General features: G+C 64.4%; 22 protein-coding genes and 1 pseudogene. 4 read left to right on the top strand and 19 right to left on the bottom strand.

Annotated elements, in window-relative coordinates; translation table 11 throughout:
* Window positions 1-13 precede the first annotated feature (13 nt).
* The 7 genes and pseudogenes from hpf to ACTNBK_RS01395 all read right to left on the bottom strand — a co-directional run bounded on the left by hpf (window position 14) and on the right by ACTNBK_RS01395 (window position 4,199).
* Window positions 14-559, bottom strand: coding sequence for a ribosome hibernation-promoting factor, HPF/YfiA family (gene hpf / locus ACTNBK_RS01425; protein WP_441142965.1), 546 nt, complete (start codon window positions 557-559; stop codon window positions 14-16).
* A 167-nt stretch (window positions 560-726) separates the two neighbouring features.
* Window positions 727-1,884, bottom strand: a complete 1,158-nt coding sequence (locus ACTNBK_RS01420; RefSeq protein WP_441142963.1) for an amidohydrolase — start codon at window positions 1,882-1,884, stop codon at window positions 727-729.
* Window positions 1,885-1,992: 108 nt separating this feature from the next.
* A complete protein-coding gene (locus ACTNBK_RS01415; RefSeq protein ID WP_130848279.1) occupies window positions 1,993-2,472 on the bottom strand; it encodes a S1 RNA-binding domain-containing protein in 480 nt (159 codons plus the stop codon).
* Window positions 2,473-2,530: 58 nt separating this feature from the next.
* Entirely contained in the window at window positions 2,531-2,809 is a 279-nt protein-coding gene (ftsL, locus tag ACTNBK_RS01410) for a cell division protein FtsL (RefSeq protein ID WP_294515640.1), read from the bottom strand.
* 232 nt (window positions 2,810-3,041) lie between these two features.
* Window positions 3,042-3,299: pseudogene (gene yabQ, locus ACTNBK_RS01405) on the bottom strand (spore cortex biosynthesis protein YabQ); the annotation flags it as partial.
* Window positions 3,300-3,305: 6 nt separating this feature from the next.
* On the bottom strand, window positions 3,306-3,596 hold the full coding sequence (gene yabP / locus ACTNBK_RS01400) for a sporulation protein YabP (protein ID WP_130848281.1): 291 nt from the start codon (window positions 3,594-3,596) through the stop codon (window positions 3,306-3,308).
* Window positions 3,597-3,659: 63 nt separating this feature from the next.
* Window positions 3,660-4,199 carry a biotin transporter BioY gene (locus tag ACTNBK_RS01395; protein ID WP_441142960.1) on the bottom strand — a complete coding sequence of 180 codons (540 nt, stop codon included), beginning with the start codon at window positions 4,197-4,199 and terminating at the stop codon, window positions 3,660-3,662.
* A gap of 139 nt (window positions 4,200-4,338) precedes the next feature.
* Here ACTNBK_RS01395 and ACTNBK_RS01390 point away from each other — a divergent pair, with 139 nt between their 5' ends.
* The 3 genes from ACTNBK_RS01390 (at window position 4,339) to ACTNBK_RS01380 (ending at window position 7,090) form a co-directional block, all read left to right on the top strand.
* Entirely contained in the window at window positions 4,339-5,334 is a 996-nt protein-coding gene (locus tag ACTNBK_RS01390; RefSeq protein WP_441142958.1) for a biotin--[acetyl-CoA-carboxylase] ligase, read from the top strand.
* A 16-nt stretch (window positions 5,335-5,350) separates the two neighbouring features.
* Complete coding sequence (locus tag ACTNBK_RS01385) at window positions 5,351-5,863, top strand: transcription repressor NadR (RefSeq protein ID WP_441142956.1); 513 nt, start codon at window positions 5,351-5,353, stop codon at window positions 5,861-5,863.
* Between the two features lie 120 nt (window positions 5,864-5,983).
* Window positions 5,984-7,090 carry a PTS transporter subunit IIC gene (locus ACTNBK_RS01380; RefSeq protein ID WP_441142954.1) on the top strand — a complete coding sequence of 369 codons (1,107 nt, stop codon included), beginning with the start codon at window positions 5,984-5,986 and terminating at the stop codon, window positions 7,088-7,090.
* A 67-nt stretch (window positions 7,091-7,157) separates the two neighbouring features.
* Here ACTNBK_RS01380 and ACTNBK_RS01375 read toward each other — a convergent pair whose 3' ends face one another.
* The 11 genes from ACTNBK_RS01375 to ACTNBK_RS01325 all read right to left on the bottom strand — a co-directional run bounded on the left by ACTNBK_RS01375 (window position 7,158) and on the right by ACTNBK_RS01325 (window position 19,335).
* Window positions 7,158-9,002 carry a M28 family metallopeptidase gene (locus ACTNBK_RS01375; protein WP_441142952.1) on the bottom strand — a complete coding sequence of 615 codons (1,845 nt, stop codon included), beginning with the start codon at window positions 9,000-9,002 and terminating at the stop codon, window positions 7,158-7,160.
* 140 nt (window positions 9,003-9,142) lie between these two features.
* The gene (locus ACTNBK_RS01370; protein ID WP_441142950.1) at window positions 9,143-10,435 is read right to left on the bottom strand and encodes a S1C family serine protease; all 1,293 of its coding nucleotides are present in this window, start codon (window positions 10,433-10,435) and stop codon (window positions 9,143-9,145) included.
* Between the two features lie 21 nt (window positions 10,436-10,456).
* Window positions 10,457-11,902 carry an ATP-binding protein gene (locus tag ACTNBK_RS01365; protein WP_441142948.1) on the bottom strand — a complete coding sequence of 482 codons (1,446 nt, stop codon included), beginning with the start codon at window positions 11,900-11,902 and terminating at the stop codon, window positions 10,457-10,459.
* A gap of 29 nt (window positions 11,903-11,931) precedes the next feature.
* A complete protein-coding gene (locus tag ACTNBK_RS01360) occupies window positions 11,932-12,630 on the bottom strand; it encodes a response regulator transcription factor (RefSeq protein ID WP_441142946.1) in 699 nt (232 codons plus the stop codon).
* 120 nt (window positions 12,631-12,750) lie between these two features.
* The gene (locus ACTNBK_RS01355) at window positions 12,751-13,923 is read right to left on the bottom strand and encodes a cation diffusion facilitator family transporter (RefSeq protein WP_441142944.1); all 1,173 of its coding nucleotides are present in this window, start codon (window positions 13,921-13,923) and stop codon (window positions 12,751-12,753) included.
* Window positions 13,924-13,937: 14 nt separating this feature from the next.
* On the bottom strand, window positions 13,938-14,180 hold the full coding sequence (locus ACTNBK_RS01350; protein ID WP_441142942.1) for an RNA-binding S4 domain-containing protein: 243 nt from the start codon (window positions 14,178-14,180) through the stop codon (window positions 13,938-13,940).
* Between the two features lie 97 nt (window positions 14,181-14,277).
* Window positions 14,278-14,553 (bottom strand): HU family DNA-binding protein, encoded by a 276-nt coding sequence (locus ACTNBK_RS01345; RefSeq protein ID WP_294515374.1) that lies wholly within the window; start codon window positions 14,551-14,553, stop codon window positions 14,278-14,280.
* 106 nt (window positions 14,554-14,659) lie between these two features.
* Complete coding sequence (gene mazG / locus ACTNBK_RS01340) at window positions 14,660-15,454, bottom strand: nucleoside triphosphate pyrophosphohydrolase (protein WP_441142939.1); 795 nt, start codon at window positions 15,452-15,454, stop codon at window positions 14,660-14,662.
* A gap of 42 nt (window positions 15,455-15,496) precedes the next feature.
* Window positions 15,497-17,125, bottom strand: coding sequence for a putative polysaccharide biosynthesis protein (locus ACTNBK_RS01335; RefSeq protein ID WP_441142937.1), 1,629 nt, complete (start codon window positions 17,123-17,125; stop codon window positions 15,497-15,499).
* 52 nt (window positions 17,126-17,177) lie between these two features.
* A complete protein-coding gene (locus tag ACTNBK_RS01330; RefSeq protein WP_441142935.1) occupies window positions 17,178-18,479 on the bottom strand; it encodes an amidohydrolase family protein in 1,302 nt (433 codons plus the stop codon).
* Window positions 18,480-18,510: 31 nt separating this feature from the next.
* Window positions 18,511-19,335 carry a purine-nucleoside phosphorylase gene (locus ACTNBK_RS01325; protein WP_441142934.1) on the bottom strand — a complete coding sequence of 275 codons (825 nt, stop codon included), beginning with the start codon at window positions 19,333-19,335 and terminating at the stop codon, window positions 18,511-18,513.
* Window positions 19,336-19,545: 210 nt separating this feature from the next.
* On the opposite strand from ACTNBK_RS01325, the gene ACTNBK_RS01320 reads away from it, so the two are divergent.
* Window positions 19,546-20,310: a (4Fe-4S)-binding protein gene (locus tag ACTNBK_RS01320; protein WP_441142932.1), complete on the top strand. Its 765-nt coding sequence runs from the start codon at window positions 19,546-19,548 to the stop codon at window positions 20,308-20,310.
* A 758-nt stretch (window positions 20,311-21,068) separates the two neighbouring features.
* On the opposite strand, the gene ACTNBK_RS01315 is transcribed toward ACTNBK_RS01320, so the two are convergent.
* Window positions 21,069-22,835: an NADH-dependent [FeFe] hydrogenase, group A6 gene (locus tag ACTNBK_RS01315; RefSeq protein ID WP_441142930.1), complete on the bottom strand. Its 1,767-nt coding sequence runs from the start codon at window positions 22,833-22,835 to the stop codon at window positions 21,069-21,071.
* Window positions 22,836-22,841 lie beyond the last annotated feature (6 nt).

Here is a 22,841-nt window from a genome sequence, read left to right as displayed (position 1 = left end):
GTGACATTTGGGATCAGGTATCGTCCTCAATGAGGCCGTAGCCGCCGTCGTTGCGCCGGTACACCACGGAGAAAGCGCCGTCGGCGTCGGCGTTCTTGAAGGCGAAGAAGGTGTGATCCACCAGGTTCATCTGGAGGATGGCCTCATCCACCGTCATGTGCTTGATGGGGAAACGCTTGGTGCGGACGATCTTGAACTCGGACTCCTCCTCCTCGGGGGCGAAGTCGGAGATCTCAGAGGCGTCCACCGACCGCTCGAAGGCGTCGGTGCGCAGGCGTTTTTCCAGCCGGGCCTTGTTTTTGCGGATCTGGCGCTCCATACCGGAGACGCAGGCATCGATGGAGGCACGCATATCAGAGGTGCTCTCAGAGGCGCGGAGGATCATGCTGCCGGAGCGGACCGTGATCTCGCAGACGTTCCGGTCCTTTTCTACACTAAAGACGACGGAGGCCTCCCCTTCATTTTTGAAGTAGCGGTCCATCTTTCCCACCTTTTTCTCGGCGTAGGCGTGGACGGACGCGGGCAGAGTAACCTTCTTGTCTGTAAATACGAACTTCATGCGATTCAGCTCCTTCTTTCGCCCCGGTGGGGGCTGTGCTCGTCAGATCGTGGAACTTCCCATTTCTGACATCTTTATTATAACAGCCCTCCACGGAAAAGTCACTCACAATTTATGAATTTTTCACAAATTACGTAAAAGGTGTTCCGTCATTTTGTCAGGTCTTCTCACTTTACCTGCACACCGTCGATCAAGACATACTCTACCCTGCTCATCCAGTCCAGGGGATGGCGGTCGGTCACCACCACGTCGGCGTCCTTCCCCGGGGTGAGAGAGCCCACCCGGTCGGCCACCCCTGCCAGTCTGGCCCCATTGAGGGTGATGGCCTTCAGAGCCTCCTCGGGCTCCAGGCCGCTGCGGGCGGCCACGGCGGCGCAGAGGGTGAGGTGCTGTATGGGGATGACGGGGTGGTCGGTGCAGATGGCGATCTCCACCCCCGCCTTTGCCAGGAGAGCCGGGTTCTCAGGGGTGCTGTTGACCAGCTCCGGCTTGCTCCGGTCGGTGAGGATGGGCCCGGTGATGACGGGAATGTGCTCCCTGACCAGTAGTTCAGGGAGGAGGTGGGCCTCGGTGCCGTGGACCACCACCAGCTTCAGCCCGAACTCCCGGGCCAGCCGTACTGCCGTTGCAATGTCGTCAGCCCGGTGGGCGTGGATGTGGACAGGGACCTCCCCCCGCAGAGCCGGGAGCATGGCCTCCAGCTTGGGGTCGAAGTCGGGGGGATCGGTGTCCTCCTCGGCGTCGGCCTTGTTCTGCTTGTCCATGTATTCCAGGGCCTTGGAGCACTCCGCCCGGATGATGGCGGCGGTGCCCATGCGGGTGATGGGGGTCTCCTTCCGCTCGTTATAGACCGATTTGGGGTTCTCCCCCAGGGCCAGCTTCAGGGAGGCCGGCTCCCGCACCACCATCTCCTCGGCCCACCGGCCCACCGTCTTGACCACCAGGCCCTGGCCATTGATGGGGTTGCCGCTGCCCGGGCCGGTGAGCACCGTGGTCACCCCCGCCTCCCGGGCCTCCCGGAAGCAGCGGTCCATGGGATTGAGGCCGTCCAGGGCCCGGAGGTGGGGGGTGCAGGGGTCGGTGGACTCGTTGTCGTCCTCCGACTCAAAGCCCAGGCCGTCCCCGCACATCCCCAGGTGGCAGTGGGCGTCCACGAAGCCGGGGACGATATGTCCCCCCGCCGCGTCCAGCACCGGGCCCGTCCAGTCCTTGGGACACTCCTCCATGGGGCCCACCGCCTTGATCTTGCTCCCCTCCAGCAGCACATAGCCGTTGGGGATCACCGGAGCGTCCATGGGGTGGACCACACCGTTTTGAATGAGCATAGATTCGCCGTCCTCTCTCTTTTTTGTGTATCACGCAAAACAGGGCGCGGTCGTAAGACCGCGCCCTGTCAGATCCATGGCAGAACTGCCGTCTGCGGACCGGTCGCCTTACCGGCGGCCGCCGCCCCGGCGGCTGCTGCGCTTTTCAGTATACTTCATCTCGGAGAGCTTGCTGTCCGAGGCCTGCATGAAATGCTTGAGCCGCTCCTCAAAGGTCTCCGGCTCACTGGGCTGACGGCTGAAGCCGCCCTGGCGTCCGCCACCCTGACGGGGGCCGCCGAAACCGCCGCTCCGGGGTGCACCGCCCTGACGGGGGGCGCCCGGTCCACCGGTCCGCTGGGGCCGGGGCGGGGGATCCATGGCCTTCTTGATGGACAGATTGATGCGGTTGTTGTCATCGATGCCGATGACCTTGACCTTGACCTCCTGTCCCTCCGTGAGATGATCCTTTACGTCATTCACGTAAGTATAGGCGATCTCGGAGATATGCACCAGACCCGACCGACCGCCGGGCAGCGACACGAAGGCGCCGAACTTCGTGATGCCTGTCACTTTTCCTTCTACAATAGAACCTACACCAAACTCCATACTACTTCCATGATCCTCCTTGAATTTTCACCCGGTCTCTCTCTGAACAGACGGCCCGTCAGTTGGTGATGACGATGACCTTCTCTCCGGGTACCACCAGGCCTAGTTTATCCCTGGCGATGTCGGCGATCCGGTCGGGATCGTCGGGATTGGCCACGTCCTCGGCCAGATCGGCGTTGACCTGGGTCTGCTCGGCCACCTGACGGCTCAGGGTGTCCCGCTCGGCCTGGGTCTGACGGATCCGGCTCTGCAGGTTGAGCAGAGACGTGGCCAGATAGATGAGCAAGGCCAGAATCACCAGCTTGGTGAGCAGTCCGGCTTTCTTGGTCTTTGGCATGGTCTCTCCCCTCCCATCTCCCGTCTCTGGAACGGGTAAGGTCGTCCATCTCTCCGGGTATCAGGTTAAGTTTATACCATTCTCGCCGATAATGGAAGTATTTTTTTGCGAAATTCTGAATTTTTTTCCCAAGCCGTACAACCTGGTCCACCGGTAGGAGGATCAGACGCAGCAGCAGGGCCGCTCCATCGGCGGCCAGTCCCACCACAAACAGCGCAGGCGGACTGAGCAGCAGAAAATAAAGCAGCGCCCCCAGGAAGAGGGCTACCGCCATATAGATGCGCACCTCGCCGCCGCCGGCGGCGGTGGCGTAGCAGAAGAGGCCCACCGTGACCAGGACCCAGAAGCCCAGGTCCAGCAGGGCGCCCACCAGGGGGAGGCGGAGGCGCCGCCGCAGGACCCGGAAAACGTCGTAGACCAGGCCCAGACACCCCCCGAGGGCCGCCGCCCCCAGGAAGGTCCGGACCTGGTCCGCCAGATCGATGCCCATGGCCGGCTACCGGAACAGCCGGGCCAGGAAGCCCGCCCGGGGACCGCCGTCATCTTCATAGGTGAGGGAGTCCACCATCCCCTCTACCCGCAGGTCGCCCCCGTCCAGGCTCAGCTTTTCGATATGGAGCTCCTCCCCACGCACCACCAGGGTCCCCAGGGAGGTGCGCATGACGATGGCGTTCTCGTCAAAGCTCTCCACCTCCTCCACCCCCGACACCGAGAGGGAGGCCCTCCCCTCCAGGATCACGTGGTGGTCTGCCGCCTCCTGCCGCGGCCGCTTCTCCTCATATTGCATACCCTTCCCGCCTTTCCCGGTTTTGCTACCAATATATGGGATATGTGGGTGGGATATGCCCCCTCAGCGCCGCCCCAGTGCCCGGCGCAGGGGCCGGTAGAGGGCGGTAACGCCGGCAATCTTCAAAAAGTCTCCGGGGAGGAAGATAAGCATGCCGCTCCACAAAAGGGCGGGAAGGGCCATGGCCTTGCCCAGGTACACGTTGAGGATGAACCACAGGTAGGGCAGACCCACCAGGTAGAGGGTCCCCAGCCCGGCCAGGGCGGCCAGAGCCACCCGGACCGGCCCCGCCTCCCCCCGGCTCACCATGCCGATGACCCAGGCGGCGGGGATAAGGCCCAGCAGAAAGCCGAAGCTGGGCTGGAGCACGTAGCCCAGTCCGCCGCCGCCAGTGAAGATGGGCAGGCCCACCAGGCCCAGAACCACGTACACCACCTGGGACACCGCCCCCCACTTGGGCCCCAGCAGCACGCCGGAGAGGGCGGTGGCGAAAAAGAGAAGGGTAATGGGAACCACGCCAACGGGAATTTTGATAAAGTTGGCCGCCGCCGTCACCACGGCGAAGAGGGCGGCCAGGACCAGCATCCTGGTCTGATCTCTCATGATCTCTCGCTCCAATTGTAAACTATTTTTGACGTCCGGTTTACGATACCACATCCCCGCCGGTTTGTAAACCCTTTTTTCTATCTGGTTGACCATCAGGCCCGTGGGGGGTATAATGGGTAAGAAAGGAAGTGGATCCATGCTTCAGGATGAAATTTTGGCCCTGCTGCGCTCCGAGCCGGAGGCCTACCGCTCCGGGGAGGAGATGAGCCGCCGTCTGGGGGTGAGCCGGGCGGCGGTATGGAAGGCGGTGGAGGCCCTGCGCCGGGCGGGGTATGAGATCGTCTCCGCCCCCAACCGGGGCTACCGTCTCTCCGCCGCCCCCGACGACCTGCGCGCCGGGGAGCTGACCGCCGCCCTCTCCGGCCGCCTGGTGGGCCGGGAGGTGGTGTGCCTGGACACGGTGGACTCCACCAACAGCGAGGTCAAGCGCCGGGCCGCCGATGGGGTGGCCGAGGGTCTGGCCGTCCTCTCCGACGAGCAGACGGCAGGCCGGGGCCGCCGGGGCAACGCCTTTCAGTCCCTGAAGGGGAAGGGGCTCTTCTGTTCCGTCCTCCTCCGGCCCCGGGTGCCCCTGGATGCCCTGAGCCAGCTCACCGCCTGGACGGCGGTGGCGGTGTGCCGGGCCATTGAGGCCTCCTGCGGCCTGGAGTGCGGCATCAAGTGGACCAACGACATCATTCTGGACGGCAAAAAGCTCTGCGGCATCCTCACCGAACTGGAATTCGAGGCTGAGAGCGCCGCGGCAGTGGCCGTGGTGGTGGGGATCGGCGTCAACGTGGGCCAGACCGAGGCCGACTTCGGCCCCGACCTCTCCTCCATCGCCACCTCCCTCACCCAGGCTCTGGGGCGGCCGGTGCGCCGGGCGGAGCTGGCCGTCCATCTGCTCGCCGCCCTGGACGAGATGTACGCCGCCTTTCCCCAGGGGAAAAACGAATATCTGGCCGAGTACCGCCGCCGGTGCGTCACCACAGGACATGAGGTGGCCCTGGTGGGGCCGGGGGGCGGCCGGGAGCCCGCCTTCGCCCAAGGGGTGGACGACGACTTCTCCCTGGTGTGCCGCCTGCCCGACGGCAGTGAGCGGACGGTGACCGCCGGCGAGGTGTCGGTACGAGGGCTGTTGGGCTATGTCTGAGGAACGGAGGGAGCATATGAACGCCGGTGTACGCCGTGAAAGACTCATGAGGCTGCTGGAGGAGGCCGACCGGGCGGTGAGCGCCACCGCCCTGGCCCACACCCTGTCGGTGAGCCGTCAGATCATCGTGGGGGACATCGCCCTCCTCCGGGCGGCGGGGGAGCGCATCACCGCCACTCCCCGGGGCTATGTACTGGACCGCAGCGCCACCGGGGAGCTGCGGACAGTGGCCTGCCGCCACACCACCCCGGAGGACATGGCCAGAGAGCTCAACATCATGGTGGACAACGGCTGCACCGTGGTCAACGTCATCGTGGAGCACCAGGTCTACGGGCAGCTGGTGGGCCAGCTGGACCTTTCCAGCCGGTATGATGTGTCGGAGTTTATACGGGCGGTAGAGGCTTATGGGGCCAAACCCCTGTCCGACCTCACCGGCGGCATCCATCTGCACACCCTGCGCTGCCCCGACGAGGGGGCCTACCGCCGAGTGACCCAGGCCCTCAAAGAGGCCGGCATCCTATTTACCTGATGGACGTGAACAAAGGCCCAGGCGGAAAAATCCTTGACTTTTCCGCCTGGGCCGTTATAATACTGTCTATGTGTCAAGACACCTATCCAGACATTATAGAGAGAAGGAGCTGGCGAGGATATGGAAGGTTTGAAAGGCTTCCTCCAGCGGAAAAACATTGTGATCTCGGCCCGGCGCTATGGGATCGACGCCTTGGGCGCCATGGCCCAGGGCCTCTTTTGTTCCCTGCTCATCGGCACCATCCTGAACACCCTGGGGACCCAGTTCGGCATCCCCTTTCTGACGGCCCAGATCATCAAGATCAACGACGTGGGCTACACCGTGGGCGGGCTGTGCTCCTTCATGAGCGGCTCGGCCATGGCGGTGGCCATCGGCTACGCCCTCCAGGCGCCCCCCATGGTTCTCTTCTCCCTGGTGACGGTGGGCTACGCCTGCAACGCCCTGGGCGGGGCTGGTGGACCGCTGGCCGTCCTCTTTGTGGCCATCATCGCCGCCGAGTTCGGCAAGGCGGTGAGCAAGGAGACAAAGATCGACATTCTGGTCACCCCCATTGTCACCATCCTCATCGGCATCGGCGCCGCCTGGATCATCGCTCCCCCCATCGGCGGCGCGGCCAACGCCTTCGGCCAGCTCATCATGCGCACCACCCTTCTCCAACCCTTCTGGATGGGTATTCTGGTCTCCGTGCTGGTGGGCATCGCCCTTACCCTGCCTATCTCCTCGGCGGCCATCTGCTCGGTGCTGGGTCTCACCGGCCTGGCCGGCGGCGCCGCCGTGGCGGGCTGCTGCGCCAACATGGTGGGCTTCGCCGTCCTCTCCTTCCGGGAAAACGGCTGGGGCGGCCTGGTGAGCCAGGGCATCGGCACCTCCATGCTCCAGATGCCCAACATCGTCAAAAACCCAAGGATCTGGCTCCCCGCCATCCTCACCTCCGCCATCACCGGCCCCCTGGCCACCTGCTTCTTCGGCCTGGAGATGAACGGCGCTCCCATCAACTCCGGCATGGGCACCTGCGGCCTGTGCGGACAGCTGGGGGTGTGGACGGGCTGGGTCTCCCCCAGCGAGCAGGCCATCGCCAACGGGGCGCTGGCCATCGCCCCCTCAGCCTTCGACTGGGCGGGCCTCATCCTCATCTCCTTTGTCCTCCCCGCCGTGCTGTGCTGGGCCTTCGGCCTCTTCTTCCGAAAAATCGGCTGGATCAAGGAAGGAGACCTGAAGCTGGACTAAGCGACAGATCCATACCGAAGGAGCCGCTCCGCCGATGGCGGAGCGGCTCCTTTATTCTACTAACAGTTCAACCGGCGGCGGTCAGTTCGCTCTGGAGCAGCTGGCCCAGGGTCTCCAGTGAATAGGTCTCATAGCCCTCCTCCGTCACGCAGGAGAGGTAATAGGCGTAGGGATCGCCCTCCCCATACCAGAAGGCGCCGGCGGGGGCTCCTCCCTCATGGCGCAGCAGACGGAGCCGCTGGTCCGCCGTGGTCTCCACCTCGTAGCCTTCCAGGTAGCCCTCCAGGGAAAAGGCCCACGGCTCCGTCAGGGAGATCCGGGCCTCCAGCACGATCCCCTGTTGGTCGGCGTACCGCAGGTAGAATTCGCTGTCCCCCTGCATTCCGGTCCGTTTCTGCACCAGGTCGTCCGTATACCCCGCGTCCTCCTGGATCAGGCTGACGTTCTCCACCGTATACGGCCACCCTCCTTCCACGAAGGTAAAGCCGTTCTTCTCCGCCGGGATGTCAAGCCGTTCATACCGCGCCCGGACCACCTCCAGGTCGTCCTCAGGTCCGTCCTGCCAGTAGCCGAACCGCTCCTGGCCCACCTGGAACACCACCATCTCGCCCGGCCCCGGCTGTTCCCGGGCATAGAGCAGGGCGCCCTCCTGGCCGGCCGCGTTCCAGAGCTCCCGCCGGGCCTGCTCCTCCTCTTCCTCCGAGCGCTCCTCCCAGGAGACCAGCCGCGCCTCCGTCAGGTAGGACACCACACCCTCCGCAATCTGCTCCAGCCGCTCCGGGTCCAGGTTGTCCACCGTGTCTGCCGGCGTGTGTATGATCCCCTCATAGTGCTCCACTGCCTCACCCAGGGAGATGGCGGGGATCTGGCTTCGGAGGAGGGCGGCGTGGTCGCTGTTCCCCACCTGCACCACGGAGCCGCTCAGGCCGGCCCGGGCCAGGGCCTCGACCATCTGCTCCGCCATGGCGGTGTCGGTGTCGCTCACCTCCAGCGCTTCCGCCCCCTTCGCCCCCAGGGTATCCAAGTTGACGCCGTTCACCGCCCGATAAGGGAGCTCCTCTTCGCAGAAGGCGGCACTCCCCTTCAACCCCATGTCCTCCCCGTTGAAGGCGCAGAACACCACGTCACAGGGAGTCTCGATCTTCCCCTCGGTGAGGGCTCTGGCGGTCTGGAGCAGAACGGCCACGCCAGAAGCGTTGTCCATGGCCCCGGGATAGACCACGTCCCCATAGCCGCCCACATGGTCAAAGTGGGCGGTGACCAGGATGGCCGCGTCCCGGGACTTGCCTGGATAGACGCCGACGACGTTGGAGAGGGTGCTCTCCCGGGTCTCCAGGGCACCCTGGACCTGAATGTAGGTACCGCCGCTCAGCTCCTCAAAGAGCCCCTCCGGTACCCGGATGCTGGTGCCCATGGCCTCCGCCGGGTAGAGGGTGGCGGTGGCGCCCAGGGCGCAGATGATCTGCCCCACCACCGCTCCGTCGGGGCCCAGGATCTCCAAAACATTCTCCTCCTCGGCGGCGGGCCGGAGCTCCCCCTCCAGGTCCAGCTCCCCCTGTACCGCCAGAGGGTAGAAATCCGCCCCGGAGCGGTACTCCCTGGTACTTCCGTCAGCGAAATGGGCGGTGAGGCACTGGGTCTGCTGGTACGGGTCGAAGGTCTCCTGCTCGTAGGGCTGGAAGTAGTCCTCCAGGCCGTCCAGGGGCTGGAGTCCCAGCGCCTGGAACTGCCCGGCGATATAGTCCGCCGCCGCCTGATTTCCCGCCGTGCCGGCCAGGCGGCCGGCACAGTCCGACCCCGTCAGGGCGTTGAGATCCGCTTCCACACCGGTCTCCGCAGCCGGGGCGCAGGCGGTCATGAGGATCATCGTCAGCAGTGCCAATGCCAGAGGCTGTATCTGCCATCGTCTCATCCCTCATCTTCCCCTTTCTTTCTCGTTTGTGAGGCAAAAAACGGCAAAAAAGCCCGCTGCAGAGCCCTTGGGGTCCTGCAACGGGCTCTTTCCGTCCGTCAAAATCTGTATGCTGCCGGGAAAAGGTGCCTACCCGGGCGTTATCCCTCCAACTGGTACTGCTCCATCAGCTCCACTGCCACGGTGAGGGTGTCCTCCCCCCGGCGGACCTCAAAGTCGATGGCGTCCCCCGCCTGAAGTTCATCCCGGATGGCCAGCAGGTCGTCGTTGGTGTGCAGTGGGACGCTGTTGGCGGAGAGGAGAATATCCCCCGCCTCCAGTTTGCCTTTGGCGTCGGAGCCGGCGGCGACGCTTACCACCAGAAGGCCCTGGTCCACACCGTACTCCTCCTGCTCAAAGTCGTACATGGCCCGGACGGTGACCCCCAGGGTGGGCCGGCCGGTGACCACGCCCTCGGCGATGAGGGCGTCCACCACCGGCTTCACGGTGGTGGTGGGGATGGCAAAGCCCAGGCCCTCCAGGGTGTTGTCGGAGACGTTGGAGATGAGCTTCATGTTGGTGATGCCGATGACCTGCCCCTGGTCGTTGACCAGAGCGCCGCCGGAGTTGCCGGTGTTGAGGGCGGCGGTGGTCTGGAGGAGGGTCATGGTGTTGCCGTCCACCTCCATATCCCGGTTGATGGCGGACAGGATGCCGTCGGTCATGGTGCCACGGAGCTGCTCCCCCATGGGGTTTCCGATGGCCACCACCGTGTCCCCCACCACCATCTGGTCAGAGTCGCCAAAGACAGCGGGGGTCAGGTCGTCGGCCTCCACCTTCAGCACCGCCAGATCGGTGCTTTCATCGCTGCCCACCAGCTTGGCCTCAAAGCTCCGGCCGTCCTCCAGGGACACATCGGCCCGGAAAGCCCCCTCAATGACATGGGCGTTGGTGATGATGTAGCCGTCGGCGGTCATGACCACACCGGTGCCCTGGGAGGAGCCCATGGGCAGCAGGGCAGTGATGGAGACCACCGAGGGGCTCACCTGCTGGTAGATCTCCTGGAAGGAGAGAGGTGCCGTCTCTGGCCGGTCGCTCAGGGTCAGGGTGGTGCCATCCCCGTTGGGGTAACGCTGCAGCTCCAGGTCCACCGCAACCGTCTGCGTGTTTTCCATATAGCCCTCTGCCGGAGCCATGGCGCTGATATCCAAGGGCCGGGCCTGGATGGCCAGGGCCACCGCCAGTCCCCCCAGCACCAGGGTGAGGCCCAACAGCACCGCCGCGGCGCCTCGCTCGGAGCGGCACTTGCGGGGCCGCCGCTTCTCCGGCGGCTCCGGGACCGGCTCAGGCTCCGGCCCCGCCGGCAGATCCCTGACGGGTTCCTCCGTGGCCTGGGTGGCCGGGCCGGCGGTGGGCCGCCCTCCGTCGGGTCCGTCATAGTAGTAGTGGTACATAGGTCCCTCCTCTCCGGGCGATCACGCCAGGGTCAGTGTGAAGGTAAATTCCGTCAGGCCGTCCTCGCTGGTCACGGTGATATTTTCTTTGTGGCTGTTGAGGATGGTCTTGACGATATACAGCCCCAGGCCCACACCGTCCCGGTCCTCGCTGCGGGAGCGGTCGGTCTTGTGGAAGCGGTCGAACACCAGGGGGATTTCCTCCGGGGGAATGGTGTCGCCGTGGTTGCGGACGGACACGTAGGCCTTCCCCGCCCGGGGCACCACCGAGATGCCCAGGGTGGTCTCGGGGTAGGAGAATTTGATGGCGTTGTCCAGCAGGTTGTAGCACACCTGGGTGATGGCGTCGGGGTCGCCCCACACCTGCACGGGGTCGTCGGGGAGCTGGGTGTCCACATCCAGGTGCCTGTCGTTGATCTTGGTCTCCAGGCTCACCAGCACCCGGAGCATGACCTCGGAGACGTCGAACTGCTCCTGGGCGGTGACCCGCTCACTGGACTGGAGACGGCTCAGGTCCAGCATCTTGCGCACCAGCCGGGAGAGCCGCCGGGTCTCGGAGGAGATGACCTTCAGGTATTCCTTTTCCCGCTCGGGGGGAATGGTGCCGTCCAGAATGCCGTCGGCAAAACCGGCGATGGTAGTCATGGGGGTCTTGAGCTCGTGGGAGATGTTGGCCACAAACTCACTGCGCTTGGCCTCGGCCTGGGCGATGGAGTCGGCCATGGCGTTGAAGGCCTCGGCCAGCTCCCCCACCTCGTCACACCGGCCGTTGCAGTCCACCCGAGTGTCGTACTCCCCGTGGCCGAACTTCCGCACCGCCTCGGCCATGTCCTTGAGGGGCCGGGTCATCTTCAGGGAGGTCACCGAGGTGGTGATGAAGGCGATGAGCATGACCACCACAGAGGTGAAGAGGAAGATGGAGGCAAAGGCCCGCCAGATCTCGGTGATGCTGGCCGACTCGGCGGCCACAAAGACCATGCCGGCCATGACCTCCTGGCCCATGTAGTCCAGCCGGAAGGGGACACCGGCCACATAGCGCTGCTCCGGGAAGGTGCCACCCAGGGTGGTCATGGCCTCAAAGGAGCCGGTGGCCTGGATGCTCTGGACCACATTGGCGGGCAGCTGCATCTGGGTGAGGTCGGCCAGCTCACCGGCGTTGCCGGCGGCGTAGAGGATCTGACCATTCTGGCTGCTGAGGAGCACGGTGGCCCCCGTTACCGACACCACCGCCTCCACCGCCGGCTGGAACCGGTCAGTGCCCAGGTAGAAGCCCCCCTGCTCGCTGTCGATGCCCACCTCGTCGCTCAGGACGCTGGCAATATACCGGGCGTTGTTGCGGATAGACTTCTGCCGCTCGCTGACGGTGTAGCGGTAGGAGAGCGTGATAAAGGCCGAGCCCAGCATGGCAAAGGACACCAGTATCACCCCGGCCATGATGAGGAATTGTCGCTGATAGAGGCTTTTCAAGGGCAGGGCGCCCCCTTTCTTCTGCGGGTTCAGGTGTTCTCCGGGGTGAGGACCTCAAACTTGTAGCCCACGCCCCACACAGTCTTGAGGCTCCACTGGTCGCTGACCCCCTCCAGCTTCTCCCGCAGGCGCTTGATGTGGACATCTACGGTCCGGGAGTCGCCGAAGTAGTCAAAGCCCCACACTTCGTCCAGCAGCTGATTGCGGGTAAAAACCCGGTTGGGGGAGGCCGCCAGGTGGTAGAGGAGCTCCAGCTCCTTGGGGGGCGTGTCCACCCGCTTGCCGTCCACCAGCAGCTCGTAGGAATCCAGGTTGATGACCAACTTGTCGAAGGTGAGCTTCTTCTCCCCGCTGCCCTCCTCGGCGCCGTAGCGCCGGAGGACGGCGTGGATGCGGGCCAGGACCTCCTTCATCTCGAAGGGTTTGACAATGTAATCGTCGGCGCCCCCCTCCAGACCCTGGACCTTATCGCTGAGCTCGCCCTTGGCGGTGAGCATAATGACGGGGGTCTTGTCCCCCTCCCGGATCTTCTTGAGCACCGACCAGCCGTCCATCACGGGCAGCATGATGTCCAGCAGCACCAGGTCGGGCCGGAAGGACCGAAAGAGCTCCACGCCCTTCCCGCCGTCGGCGGCCACCTGGGTATCAAAGCCCTCTTTTTCCAAATAGAGGTGCAGCAGCTCCGCGATGTTGCCGTCGTCCTCCACGATGAGCACCTTTGTGGGCATAGGGACCTCCACCTTTCTTCTCATGGCATTGCGCCGCCGGCCTCTGCCGGCGGCAGTCTCTTATGGTCATTATAGCCCATTCCCCGGCGGAAGGGTGAATTTTTTGTAAAAGCCGTCCCCTCACTCGGCGTAGGAGCGGTCCACGCTGACCACGGGGAAGTAGGGCCCGCCGGGCAGCTCCCCCATGCGCCCGGCGATGCGGGATTTGACCTCTTCGTCGCTGAGGTCGCAGCTGTGGGGCACCACCACGTCGAAGATCAGATTCTGGTGATGGGGGCCCTGGGTCATGCGGAAGTCATGGATGGTCATATCCGGGTCGATCTCCCGGACCAGCCCGGCAACCTTGGCCTTCAGCTCGTTGGTCAGGGGGTCCTTGGTGGCGATGGGGTCCATATGGATCACCGCCTCGATATGGAACTTCTCCTTCAGCTCCCGCTCAATGTCGTCGATGACGTCGTGGACGGCCAGCATGTCGGCGTCCATGGGCACCTCGGCGTGGAGGGAGAGCATGCTCCGGCCCGGGCCGTAGTCGTGGATGATGAGGTCGTGGATGCCGGTGACCAGCTCATGGGCCATCACCGTCTTCTCGATGGCATGGACCAGGGTGGGGTCGGGGTTCTGGCCCAGCAGGGGGTCCAGGGTGTCCTTGGCCGCCCCCCAGCCCGCCCGTAGAATAAAGATGGCCACCAGGATGCCCACCCAGCCGTCAATGTGGAGGCCGGTGAAGCCGCCCACCAGAGTGCCCAGCAACACCGCCGAGGTGGCCGCAACGTCGGAGAGGGAGTCGGCGGCGGTGGCGCACATGGCCGCCGAGTCGATACGCTTGCCCAGGGTCCGGTTGAAGTAGAACATCCACAGCTTCACCAGGATGGCGGCGCACAGGATGCCCACAGACACCCAGGAGAGGGTGATGTCCTCCGGGTGGAGGATCTTCTCCAGGGAGCTCTTGGCCAGCTCCACTCCCACCAGCAAGATGGCGGCGGCCACGATGAGGCCCGAGATGTACTCGATACGTCCGTGGCCAAAGGGGTGGTCCTCATCGGCCTTCTTGGCCGCCATGTGGAAGCCCACCAGAGTGACCACAGAGGAGCCGGCGTCGGAGAGGTTATTGAAGGCGTCGGCAGTGATGGCGATGGAGCCGGTGATGAGGCCGGCCAAAAACTTCCCCAGTGAGAGGAGCAGGTTGAGGAAGATCCCCACCCCGCCGGTGAGCAGCCCATAGCGCTGCCGGATATCCGGGTCCTCCCAGTCATCGGGCCGGGAGATAAATTTCTTCACCAAAAAATCGACCATGCCGCACCCTTCTCTCAGCCCAGTTCCCGGTACATGGCGGCGGCGTCGTTCTTGCCCACGTTCTCGGCCACGGTGAGGACCTCAATCCGGGTCACCCGCTCACCGAAGCGGAGCTCCACCACGTCGCCGGGCTTCACCTCATAGGAGGCCCGCACCGGCCGGCCGTTCACACTCACCCGCTCATTGTCACAGGCCTCATTGGCCACCGTCCGCCGCTTGATGAGGCGGGAGACCTTGAGCCATTTGTCCAAACGCATATTATGTTCGCTCCTTTCCCCGGCTGCCGCCGGGTGTTGAAAAGCGGCTCCGGAGAACCGGAGCCGCCTGGGATCTCTTGATTGCCGAAAACAGTCCTTACTTGGAGACGGCGTCCTTCAGAGCCTTGCCGGGCTTGAAGACGGGGACCTTGGAGGCGGGGATCTTGATGCTCTCCTTGGTCTTGGGGTTGCGGCCGATGCGCTCAGCGCGCTTCTTCACCTCAAAGGCGCCGAAGCCCACCAGCTGCACCTTGTCCTCGTTGACCAGGCTCTCCACGATGGCGTCGATGGCGGCGTTCACGGCAGCTTCGGTGTCCTTCTTGGACAGGCCGGCCTTCTCGGCAGCGGCGTTGATCAGTTCAGCTTTATTCATTTGCGATACTCCTCCTAAGTGATGTGATCGGATCTAGTGTTCCCATTCCAACCGTTGTATTTACTCAAAGCCCGCGGGCTCCGGCGTCGGGCGCCGGTACGGGCGTTTAAGCCTCTTGCTGTTTGACGGCGTCCCAGAGGGCGTCCATCTCGGCCAAGGTCATGGACGAGAGCTCCTTCCCCTGGGCCCGGGCGGCCTCTTCCACCGCCCGGAAGCGCCGGGCGAACTTGTCGCAGGCCGCCGTCATGGCAGTTTCCGGGTCCACCTTTACAAAGCGGGCCACGTTCACCGCCGCGAACAGCAGGTCTCCCAGCTCCTCGCTGACGTTGCTCCCCTCGGCGATGGCGGTCTGGAGCTCGTCGGTCTCCTCCCGCAGCTTGGCCATGGCGCCGTCCACGCTGTCCCAGTCGAAGCCCACCTTGGCGGCCTTCTTCTGGATCTTCTCCGCCCGCCACAGGCCGGGCAGGCTCCGGGCCACGGCGTCCACGCTGTCGGCCGCCGTCTCCTGGTGCTTTTCCTTCTTCTTCAGCTCATCCCAGTTGGCCAGCACCTCTCCGGTGCCGGTCACCGTCACGTCCCCAAACACGTGGGGATGGCGGTAGATGAGCTTTTTGCAGATGCCGTCGGCCACCCCGTTGAGGTCGGTCCGGCCTTCCTCCTCCTCCATGCGGGCGTGCATCACCACCTGGAGCAGCAGGTCCCCCAGCTCCTCCTTCAGGTGCTCGGGGCTCTCCTCGTCGATGGCCTCAGCCACCTCGTAGGTCTCCTCCAGCAGATCCCGCCGGATGGACTTGTGGTCCTGCTCCCGGTCCCAGGGGCAGCCCCCGGGCGCGCGCAGGATACGGACGATCTCCACCAGGTCTGATACGTCATAGCTGGGTTTCTGTTCAAAATCTATCATATTTCCGCCCCTTCTGCAAGTTCTTTTTTATGGTCCCTGCTTTTAGAGCCGCAGCAGCTTGGCGATCTTGTCGCCCTTGGGCATGAGGGACAGATCCTCCCTGGAGATGGCCTTCAGCACCACCACCAGCACGGCGTATACCACCACGCCCACACCGATGGCGGCCATAGTGGACAGGGTGTTGCCGAAGAGGCGGCTCACCAGGCCGTAGACCGCCCACACGGCGAGGCCCATGATGCCGGCCGCCACCATAGGCTTGGCAAAGACCCGGATATACTCCGGCGGCGACGGGATGACCCGCTTGATGAGCAGCAGCTCCAGCACCGCCACGATGATGTAGCACACCAGGGTGCCCACGGCGGCGCCCACGGCCCCGATCTGGCGGACCATGAAGTTGTTGACGATGAGCTTGGCGGCACAGCCGGCGATCATGATGAAGATGGGCAGGTTCACAAAGCCACTGGCCTGGAGCACCGAGTTGCACACCAGCATGACGCACACGAAGATGGAGGCGATGCCCAGGAGCATCATAGAGGGGTCGGCGATGGTGTGGTCGGACTCAGAATAGAGCAGGTACATGATGGGGGAGGAGAGCACGGTGAGGCCGATGCCGGCGGGCAGGGCCAGCAGCATGCCCACCCGCATGGAGGACTCGGCGATGCGCCCGGCGCCCTGGTAGTCCCTCCTGGCCCGGCAGGCCGAGATGGCAGGGATGACGCTGGCGGTAATGGCCACCATGAAGGAGGAGGGCAGGTTGTAGATGGTGATGGCCTTCTGGTAGGCGCCGTAGGCGGCCACCACGGGGTCCACCACATCGGGATCGATGAGCTTCTGGGCCTCATACCACTGGGCGGGCTGGGCATTCATCACGTCCCGGAGGATGTTCTGGACCTGGGCGGTGTCCAGCCAGGAGGTGATGGGGGTCACCGAGGCGCACAGGGTGATGGGCACGGCGATGACCAGCAGGCGCTTGAGGATGGTGCCGGGCGCCTCGGGCACATCGGTGGGGTGGCCGGGCTCGCCGCGGCGGCGCATGACGTGCTCCACGATGAGGTAGATGAGGCAGATGCCGGCGCCGCAGGTGACGCCGAAGATGGCGCCGGCGGCGGCGTCCGAAGAGGAGGCGCCCGCCTTCACCAGCAGCCAGGCCAGAGCCAGGCCGATGACCAGCTTGCCCAGGGCCTCAATGATCTGGGACACCGCCGTGGGCACCATGTTGGCATGGCCCTGCGCATAGCCCCGGAAGGTGGAGAGGACGCAGACGAAGAAGCAGGCCGGGGCAATGGCCCGCACCGCCTGGACGGCGGCGCCGTCGCCCTGGAGGTCGGCCAGGGGCTGGGCCAGGGCGAACATGACCAGGAAGCTGATGGTACCCAAGATGAAGAAGGTCACCAGGGCCACATTGAAGATGCGGTGGACCTGGTTGCGCTTTCCAAGGGTGCTGGCCTCGGAGATGCTCTTGGAGAGGGCCACCGGCAATCCCGCAGTGGAGATCATCAGCAGCAGGTTGTAGATGACGTAGGCGTTGTTGAAATGGCCAAAGCCCTCGTCGTCCAGGATGTTCCCCAGGGGGATCTTGTAGAGGGCGCCGATGAGCTTGACGATGGCGATGCCGGCAGCCAGGATGGCGGCGCCGCCGAAGAAGGTGCTTTTCTTTTCACGATTACCCAATGGGTCGCACAGCCTTTCGCAATGAGTCTATGGACAGGAGACAGGATGGGGATTACCGCCCGAAGAGGAGAGGCAGGGCGTAGCCGGCCACCTCTTTCTTCACCTTTTCGATGTCGATGGTGAGGAACTCCCCGTTTTTGTATATGACCTTGCCCCGGGCCATATTCATGACCACGTTGGAGCCGTGGGCGGCGTAGGCCAGGTTGTTGGCGGCGTCGTGGCAGGGGATGAGGTTGAGGGCCTCACTGTCCAGCAGGATGAGGTCGGCCTCATAGCCCTTCTCGATGCGGCCGGTCTTGCGGCCCAGGGCCTTGCCGCCGTTGACGGTGGCCATCTCCAGGGCGTCCCAGGCGGTGAGGGCCAGGGGGTCGTGGCGGACACCGTTCTGCAAAATGGCGGCCAGCTTCATGTCCCCGAAGAGATCGGTGCAGTTGTTGGAGCTCACGCCGTCGGTGCCCAGGGCCACGTTGACCCCGGCCTTCCGGAGGTCCACCACCGGGGCCACACCGGAGCCCAGCTTCAGGTTGGATACGGGATTGTGGACGGCGGTGACCCCCTTCCGGGTCAGGATGGCCCAGTCCTCGGGGGTGGTCCAGACGCAGTGGGCGGCGATGGCCCTGACGTCAAAGACGCCGTGCTCGGCCAGGACGGCGGCGGGAGTCTTCCCACCGTGGCGGGCCCGGCACTGCTCGTGCTCGGCCTGGGTCTCGGAGAGGTGGACGTGCATGCCCAGGCCATGGTCGGCGGCATACCGGGCCATCCAGTCCCACAGCCCTGCGTGGGAGGTGTACTCCCCGTGGATGGAGGCGTCCACCTGGATGCGGCCGTCGTCCCGGCCGTGCCACTTCTCGGTGAGCTCCCGCTGGACGATACAGTCGTGGTTCTTGTCCGGGTCAAAGGGCTCCTCAAACTGGACGCCGCCGCAGGATACGTTGGCGCTGATGCCGGCGCTCTCCACCTCTCGGAGGACGGCGTCGGTGTGCATATACATGTCGGCGATGCAGGTGACGCCGGAGGCGATCATCTCGGCCAGACCCAGGGCGGCACAGCAGCGGATGGCCCGGTCGTCCCACTTGGCCTCCACCGGGAAGATGAAGTTGTTGAGCCAGTCCTGGAGGTTGTTGCCGTCGCCGTAGCCCCGCATGGCGGTCATGGGCACGTGGGTGTGGGCGTTCACCAGGCCGGGCATGAGGATGCCCCCCTTGCCGTCGATGCACTTGCCCGTGAAGCCCTGGGGCCGCTGGGCCCCGAAGTCGGTGATCTTGTGGCCGTCCACCACCACGTAGGCGTTGGGCAGCACGGTGTGGTGGGGGTCCATGAGGACGGCGGTGACGTTGTAGATCATGGTAGACATGGAAAAGCGCGCTCCTTTCCGCCGGGACGGCTCACAGCCGGCCCAGGCACTCCAGCACCAGACGGGAGAATTTGTCCTTGCAGGCCTCGGCGGCGTCCAGCACCTCCTGCTCCGAGAGGGGCTGGTCCAGAATACCGGCGGCCAGATTGCTCACCAGGGTGAAGCCCAGCACCTGCATGCCGCAGTGGCCGGCGGTGATGACCTCCGGGGCGGTGGACATGCCCACGGCGTCGGCCCCGGCGATCCGGGCGAAGCGGACCTCCGCCGGGGTCTCATACTGGGGGCCGGGGAAGTACATGTAGACGCCCTCTTTGAGGGCGATGCCCAGGTCGGCGGCCGCCTTCCGGGCCAGATCCTGGAGGGCGGGGGTGTAGAGGTGGGTGGAGTCGGGGAACCGGGGCCCGAACTCGGGCAGGTTCTCCCCCCGGAGGGGGGACTCCATGAAGATCTTGATCTGGTCGGTGATGAGCATGAGGTCACCGGCCTTGAAGTCCAGGTTGACGCCGCCGGCGGCGTTGGTGACGATGAGGGTGTCGCAGCCCAGCAGCCGCAGCACCCGGACAGCGTAGGACACCTCCTCGTAGGAGTAGCCCTCGTAATGGTGCATGCGGCCCTGCATGACGGCCACCTTCTGGCCCCGGAGGTTGCCGAAGACCAGCTGGCCCTTGTGGCCGGGGGCGGTGGACACCTTGAAATGGGGGATTTCCCCGTAAGGGACCCGGATGGGGTCCTCCACCACATCGCCCAGGAAGCCCAGGCCGGAGCCCAGGATCATGGCCACCTTGGGGACAAAGCCGCCCAGCCGGGCGCGGATAAAATCGGCGCTCTCCTGGTATTGAACGAAGGGAATGCTCATATGGTCGCCCTCCTTTGTGAGATTGGGTCGTCTTGACGTACACGCATTTTACACCAGCTGTGGAAAAAAAGCAAGAAAAGCCGGCATTTTGCGGCTCAAAAGCCCCACGGGACAGGGACTTGGCGAAAGTTCCCCTTGTCAGCGGCCCGGTCCTGTCATATAATGTAGGTCCGCAAGGCACGTCCACAATATTTTTGGGAGGCAGATCATATGGCACTGACACAGGCAGACATCGCCCGGGTAAAGGCTCTGGGCTTTCTGCGCAACCGCGGCACCGAGCTCTTCTCCGGCCGCATCGTCCCCAACGGCACCGTCTTTTCCGCATGGGAGCTCATCGCTACCGCAGAGATCGCGGCACGCTTCGGCAACGGCAAGGTGATCCCCACCGTCCGCATGACCCTGGAGCTGCCCGGCATCCCCTATGAGCGCATCGACGAGGCCATCGAGTTCGCCGCTGCCCGGGGCCTGCGCTTCGGCGGCACCGGCGCCAAGATCCGCCCGGTGATCTCCTGCAAGGGCACCACCTGCGTCTTTGGCATGTACGACACCCAGGCCATGTGTCGCGCCATCCACGAGCAGTACTACCTGGGCTGGGACAAGGTCTCCCTCCCCCACAAGTTCAAGATCGCCGTGGGCGGCTGCCCCAACAGCTGCGTCAAGCCCAGCCTGAACGACTTCGGCATCGAGGGCCGCCGCACCCCTGACGGCGTCCGCTTCCAGATCTATGTGGGTGGCACCTGGGGCCGGACCACCCGCATGGGCTCCGCCTTCCCCCGCCTGGTGGAGAAGGATGAGATCTTCCCTCTCATGGAGAAGGCCATGCTCTGGTTCCGGGCCAACGCCTACCAGAGAGAGCGCCTGGGCGCCGCCATCGACCGCATCGGCGAGGACGCCCTCTTCGCCGCCCTGGAGAGCAATGATCTCCTGGACCGCAAGGACGAGATCCTCTCCGCTCCCCTCCTTCAAAAGCCCTAATCCTTTTTCTTGTTCGTCCTTTTCTTGAAAGAAAAGGACCAAAAGAACTTTGGTATCGCTCCGGAACGGGTACGAAACAAACGCTTCTGCCCGGTGACGGAAGCAAAAACGAAACAGAGACGCAAGCGGGCGCTGCCACCGGCAGCGCGCCCGCTTTTCATTTCGGATCGAGAAGAAGAGAGACCAGCGGGCGACCACAGGTCGCCCCTACCCATGGCCGCGACTCACACCACGCGGCGTAATTCGCACCCACCACGCCGCAATCCCCACCCACGCAGGCGGCGAAAAAAGTTGGGATAGGACCACAGCTTGCCCCTGTTCCGCCGGCGGAGTCTCCTGTGGACGGTGCTGGTGCTCAATGGGGGCGTAAAGACGGGCCGCCGGATTCCTATTTGGAGCCACTCAACCCATACGGGAGCCCCTTTTTCTTTGGATTCCAAAAACCGTTCTTTTTCCAGCAGGGAAAAAGAAACGGGTTTTGAACGTCTCTCCCGTCCTTTCACCTCACAGAAAGAAAATCAGACGTAAACCAAGCTTAAAGTCCCCCCTCATCCGTCATTTGCTTCGCAAATGCCACCACGGGCTAAGGAAGAAGTCATTTCTTCTGACTGTCCACCGGACAGTCAGACCCCCAGGGGAAGGCTTAAATCAGCCCTTTTCGCATTTTTGCACAGAACAAAATAGAAATGGAAGAAGCCAAAGGATGACAAATCCCCGCCCCGCCGGCATCACCGACGGGGCGGGGGTTCCTTTTCTCCTCAGAATTTGTTTTCGGTGCGGTAGCGCTTCTGGGGCACATAGGTGCAGTGGAGGAGCTCATGGGCCTTGTGGCCGCCGGGCTTGCCCAGATAGTCCTTGTAGACGGTCTGGAGCACCGGGTTCTCATGGCTCTTCCGGATGGGCATGTTCTCGTCCTGCTTGTAGAGGGCGGCGGCCCGGAGGGCCGGGATGTCGGTGAAGGAGCGGACATCGGCGGGATGGAGGGGCTGTCCGCCGCCGTTGATGCACCCGCCGGGGCAGGCCATGAACTCGATGAAGTCATACTGCATGGTGCCGTTCTTCACCCCGTCCAGCACCAGCTTGGCGTTGTGGAGCCCGGAGGCGGCGCACACCCGCACCGTCCGGCCGGGCAGCTCATAGGTGGCCTCCTTGATACCCTTCATGCCGCGGACCTCCTTGAACTCCAGGGGCTTCATCTCGCCGCCGGTGAGGATCTCTACCACGGTGCGCAGGGCGGCCTCCATGACGCCGCCGGAGGCGCCGAAGATGACGGAGGCGCCGGTGGAGAGGCCCAGCATAGGGTCGAACTGCCCGTCGGGCAGGTGGTCGAAGAGAATGCCGGAGCGCTGGATCATGCGGGAGAGCTCCCGGGTGGTGATGGAGATGTCCACGGGCATGCAGCCGTTGGCCATCCGCTGCTCCTCCCGCTGGACCTCATACTTCTTGGCGGTGCAGGGCATCACCGACACCACCACAATGTTCTTGGGATCGATGCCCATCTTCTCGGCGTAGTAGCTCTTCACCAGGGCGCCGAACATCTGCTGGGGGGACTTGCAGGTGGAGAGGTTGGGCAGCATGTCGGGGTGGTGCTGCTCACAGTAACGGATCCACCCGGGAGAGCAGGAGGTAATCATGGGCAGGGTGCCGCCCTCCTGGAGCCGCTCCAGGAACTCGGTGCCCTCCTCCATGATGGTGAAGTCGGCGGCGTTGTCCACGTCGAAGACCTTGTCGAAGCCCAGGCGGCGCAGGGCGGTGACCATCTTGCCCTCCACGTTGGTGCCGATGGGCATCTTGAAGCACTCGCCCAGGGTGACCCGGACGGAGGGGGCGGGACCCACCACCACGTGCTTGGTGGGGTCGTTGAGGGCGGCCCACACCTTGCCGGTGTCGTCCTTCTCGGAGAGGGCGCCGGTGGGACAGGCCACGATGCACTGGCCGCAGGAGACACAGTCCACCTCGGAGAGGTCCCGGTCAAAGGCGCAGCCGATGTGGGTGGCGAAGCCCCGGTCGTTGCAGCCGATGACGCCCACCTCCTGGGTGGTCCGGCACACGGCGGTGCAGCGGCGGCACAGGACACACTTGGAGTTGTCCCGGACCAGGTGGGGGGCGGAGTCCTCGATGCGAGGCAGCAGCTCGTCGTTGGCGTAGCGGACGGCGTCGATGCCCAGCTCGGCGGCCAGCTCCCGGAGCTCGCAGTGGGCGTTCCGGGCGCAGGTGAGGCAGTCCATCCGGTGGTTGGAGAGGATGAGCTCCAACGTGAGCTGGCGGGAGTGGCGGACCTTCTCGGTGTTGGTCTGGACCTCCATGCCCTCGCTCACCGGGTAGACGCAGGAGGCCACCAGGCTCTTGGCCCCCTTGACCTCCACCACGCAGATGCGGCAGGCGCCGATCTCGTTGATGCCCTTCAGGTAGCACAGGGAGGGGATCTTGATACCGGCGTTCCGGGCGGCCTCCAGGACGGTGGTCCCCTCCGGCACGGTAACGGAAATGTCGTTGATCTTCAGAGTCACCATTTTCTTATCCATCTTCTG

It is taken from the genome of Intestinimonas sp. HCP28S3_D6 (genome assembly GCF_052065695.1).
GTDB lineage: Bacteria > Bacillota > Clostridia > Oscillospirales > Oscillospiraceae > Intestinimonas.
This window is presented reverse-complemented; position numbering and strand designations above follow the sequence as displayed.

Excerpts from the sequence above, each read along its gene's own strand:
- ACTNBK_RS01370 (WP_441142950.1), bottom strand. The coding sequence starts at position 10,435 with ATGTACCACTACTACTATGACGGACCCGACGGAGGGCGGCCCACCGCC.
- ACTNBK_RS01325 (WP_441142934.1), bottom strand. The coding sequence starts at position 19,335 with ATGAGCATTCCCTTCGTTCAATACCAGGAGAGCGCCGATTTTATCCGC.
- ACTNBK_RS01385 (WP_441142956.1), top strand. The coding sequence starts at position 5,351 with ATGAACGCCGGTGTACGCCGTGAAAGACTCATGAGGCTGCTGGAGGAG.
- ACTNBK_RS01320 (WP_441142932.1), top strand. The coding sequence starts at position 19,546 with ATGGCACTGACACAGGCAGACATCGCCCGGGTAAAGGCTCTGGGCTTT.
- ACTNBK_RS01350 (WP_441142942.1), bottom strand. The coding sequence starts at position 14,180 with ATGCGTTTGGACAAATGGCTCAAGGTCTCCCGCCTCATCAAGCGGCGG.
- ACTNBK_RS01380 (WP_441142954.1), top strand. The coding sequence starts at position 5,984 with ATGGAAGGTTTGAAAGGCTTCCTCCAGCGGAAAAACATTGTGATCTCG.
- ACTNBK_RS01355 (WP_441142944.1), bottom strand. The coding sequence starts at position 13,923 with ATGGTCGATTTTTTGGTGAAGAAATTTATCTCCCGGCCCGATGACTGG.
- ACTNBK_RS01360 (WP_441142946.1), bottom strand. The coding sequence starts at position 12,630 with ATGCCCACAAAGGTGCTCATCGTGGAGGACGACGGCAACATCGCGGAG.
- hpf (WP_441142965.1), bottom strand. The coding sequence starts at position 559 with ATGAAGTTCGTATTTACAGACAAGAAGGTTACTCTGCCCGCGTCCGTC.
- ACTNBK_RS01415 (WP_130848279.1), bottom strand. The coding sequence starts at position 2,472 with ATGGAGTTTGGTGTAGGTTCTATTGTAGAAGGAAAAGTGACAGGCATC.
- ACTNBK_RS01375 (WP_441142952.1), bottom strand. The coding sequence starts at position 9,002 with ATGAGACGATGGCAGATACAGCCTCTGGCATTGGCACTGCTGACGATG.
- ACTNBK_RS01420 (WP_441142963.1), bottom strand. The coding sequence starts at position 1,884 with ATGCTCATTCAAAACGGTGTGGTCCACCCCATGGACGCTCCGGTGATC.
- ACTNBK_RS01330 (WP_441142935.1), bottom strand. The coding sequence starts at position 18,479 with ATGTCTACCATGATCTACAACGTCACCGCCGTCCTCATGGACCCCCAC.
- ftsL (WP_294515640.1), bottom strand. The coding sequence starts at position 2,809 with ATGCCAAAGACCAAGAAAGCCGGACTGCTCACCAAGCTGGTGATTCTG.
- ACTNBK_RS01395 (WP_441142960.1), bottom strand. The coding sequence starts at position 4,199 with ATGAGAGATCAGACCAGGATGCTGGTCCTGGCCGCCCTCTTCGCCGTG.
- ACTNBK_RS01345 (WP_294515374.1), bottom strand. The coding sequence starts at position 14,553 with ATGAATAAAGCTGAACTGATCAACGCCGCTGCCGAGAAGGCCGGCCTG.
- ACTNBK_RS01390 (WP_441142958.1), top strand. The coding sequence starts at position 4,339 with ATGCTTCAGGATGAAATTTTGGCCCTGCTGCGCTCCGAGCCGGAGGCC.
- yabP (WP_130848281.1), bottom strand. The coding sequence starts at position 3,596 with ATGCAATATGAGGAGAAGCGGCCGCGGCAGGAGGCGGCAGACCACCAC.
- ACTNBK_RS01315 (WP_441142930.1), bottom strand. The coding sequence starts at position 22,835 with ATGGATAAGAAAATGGTGACTCTGAAGATCAACGACATTTCCGTTACC.
- mazG (WP_441142939.1), bottom strand. The coding sequence starts at position 15,454 with ATGATAGATTTTGAACAGAAACCCAGCTATGACGTATCAGACCTGGTG.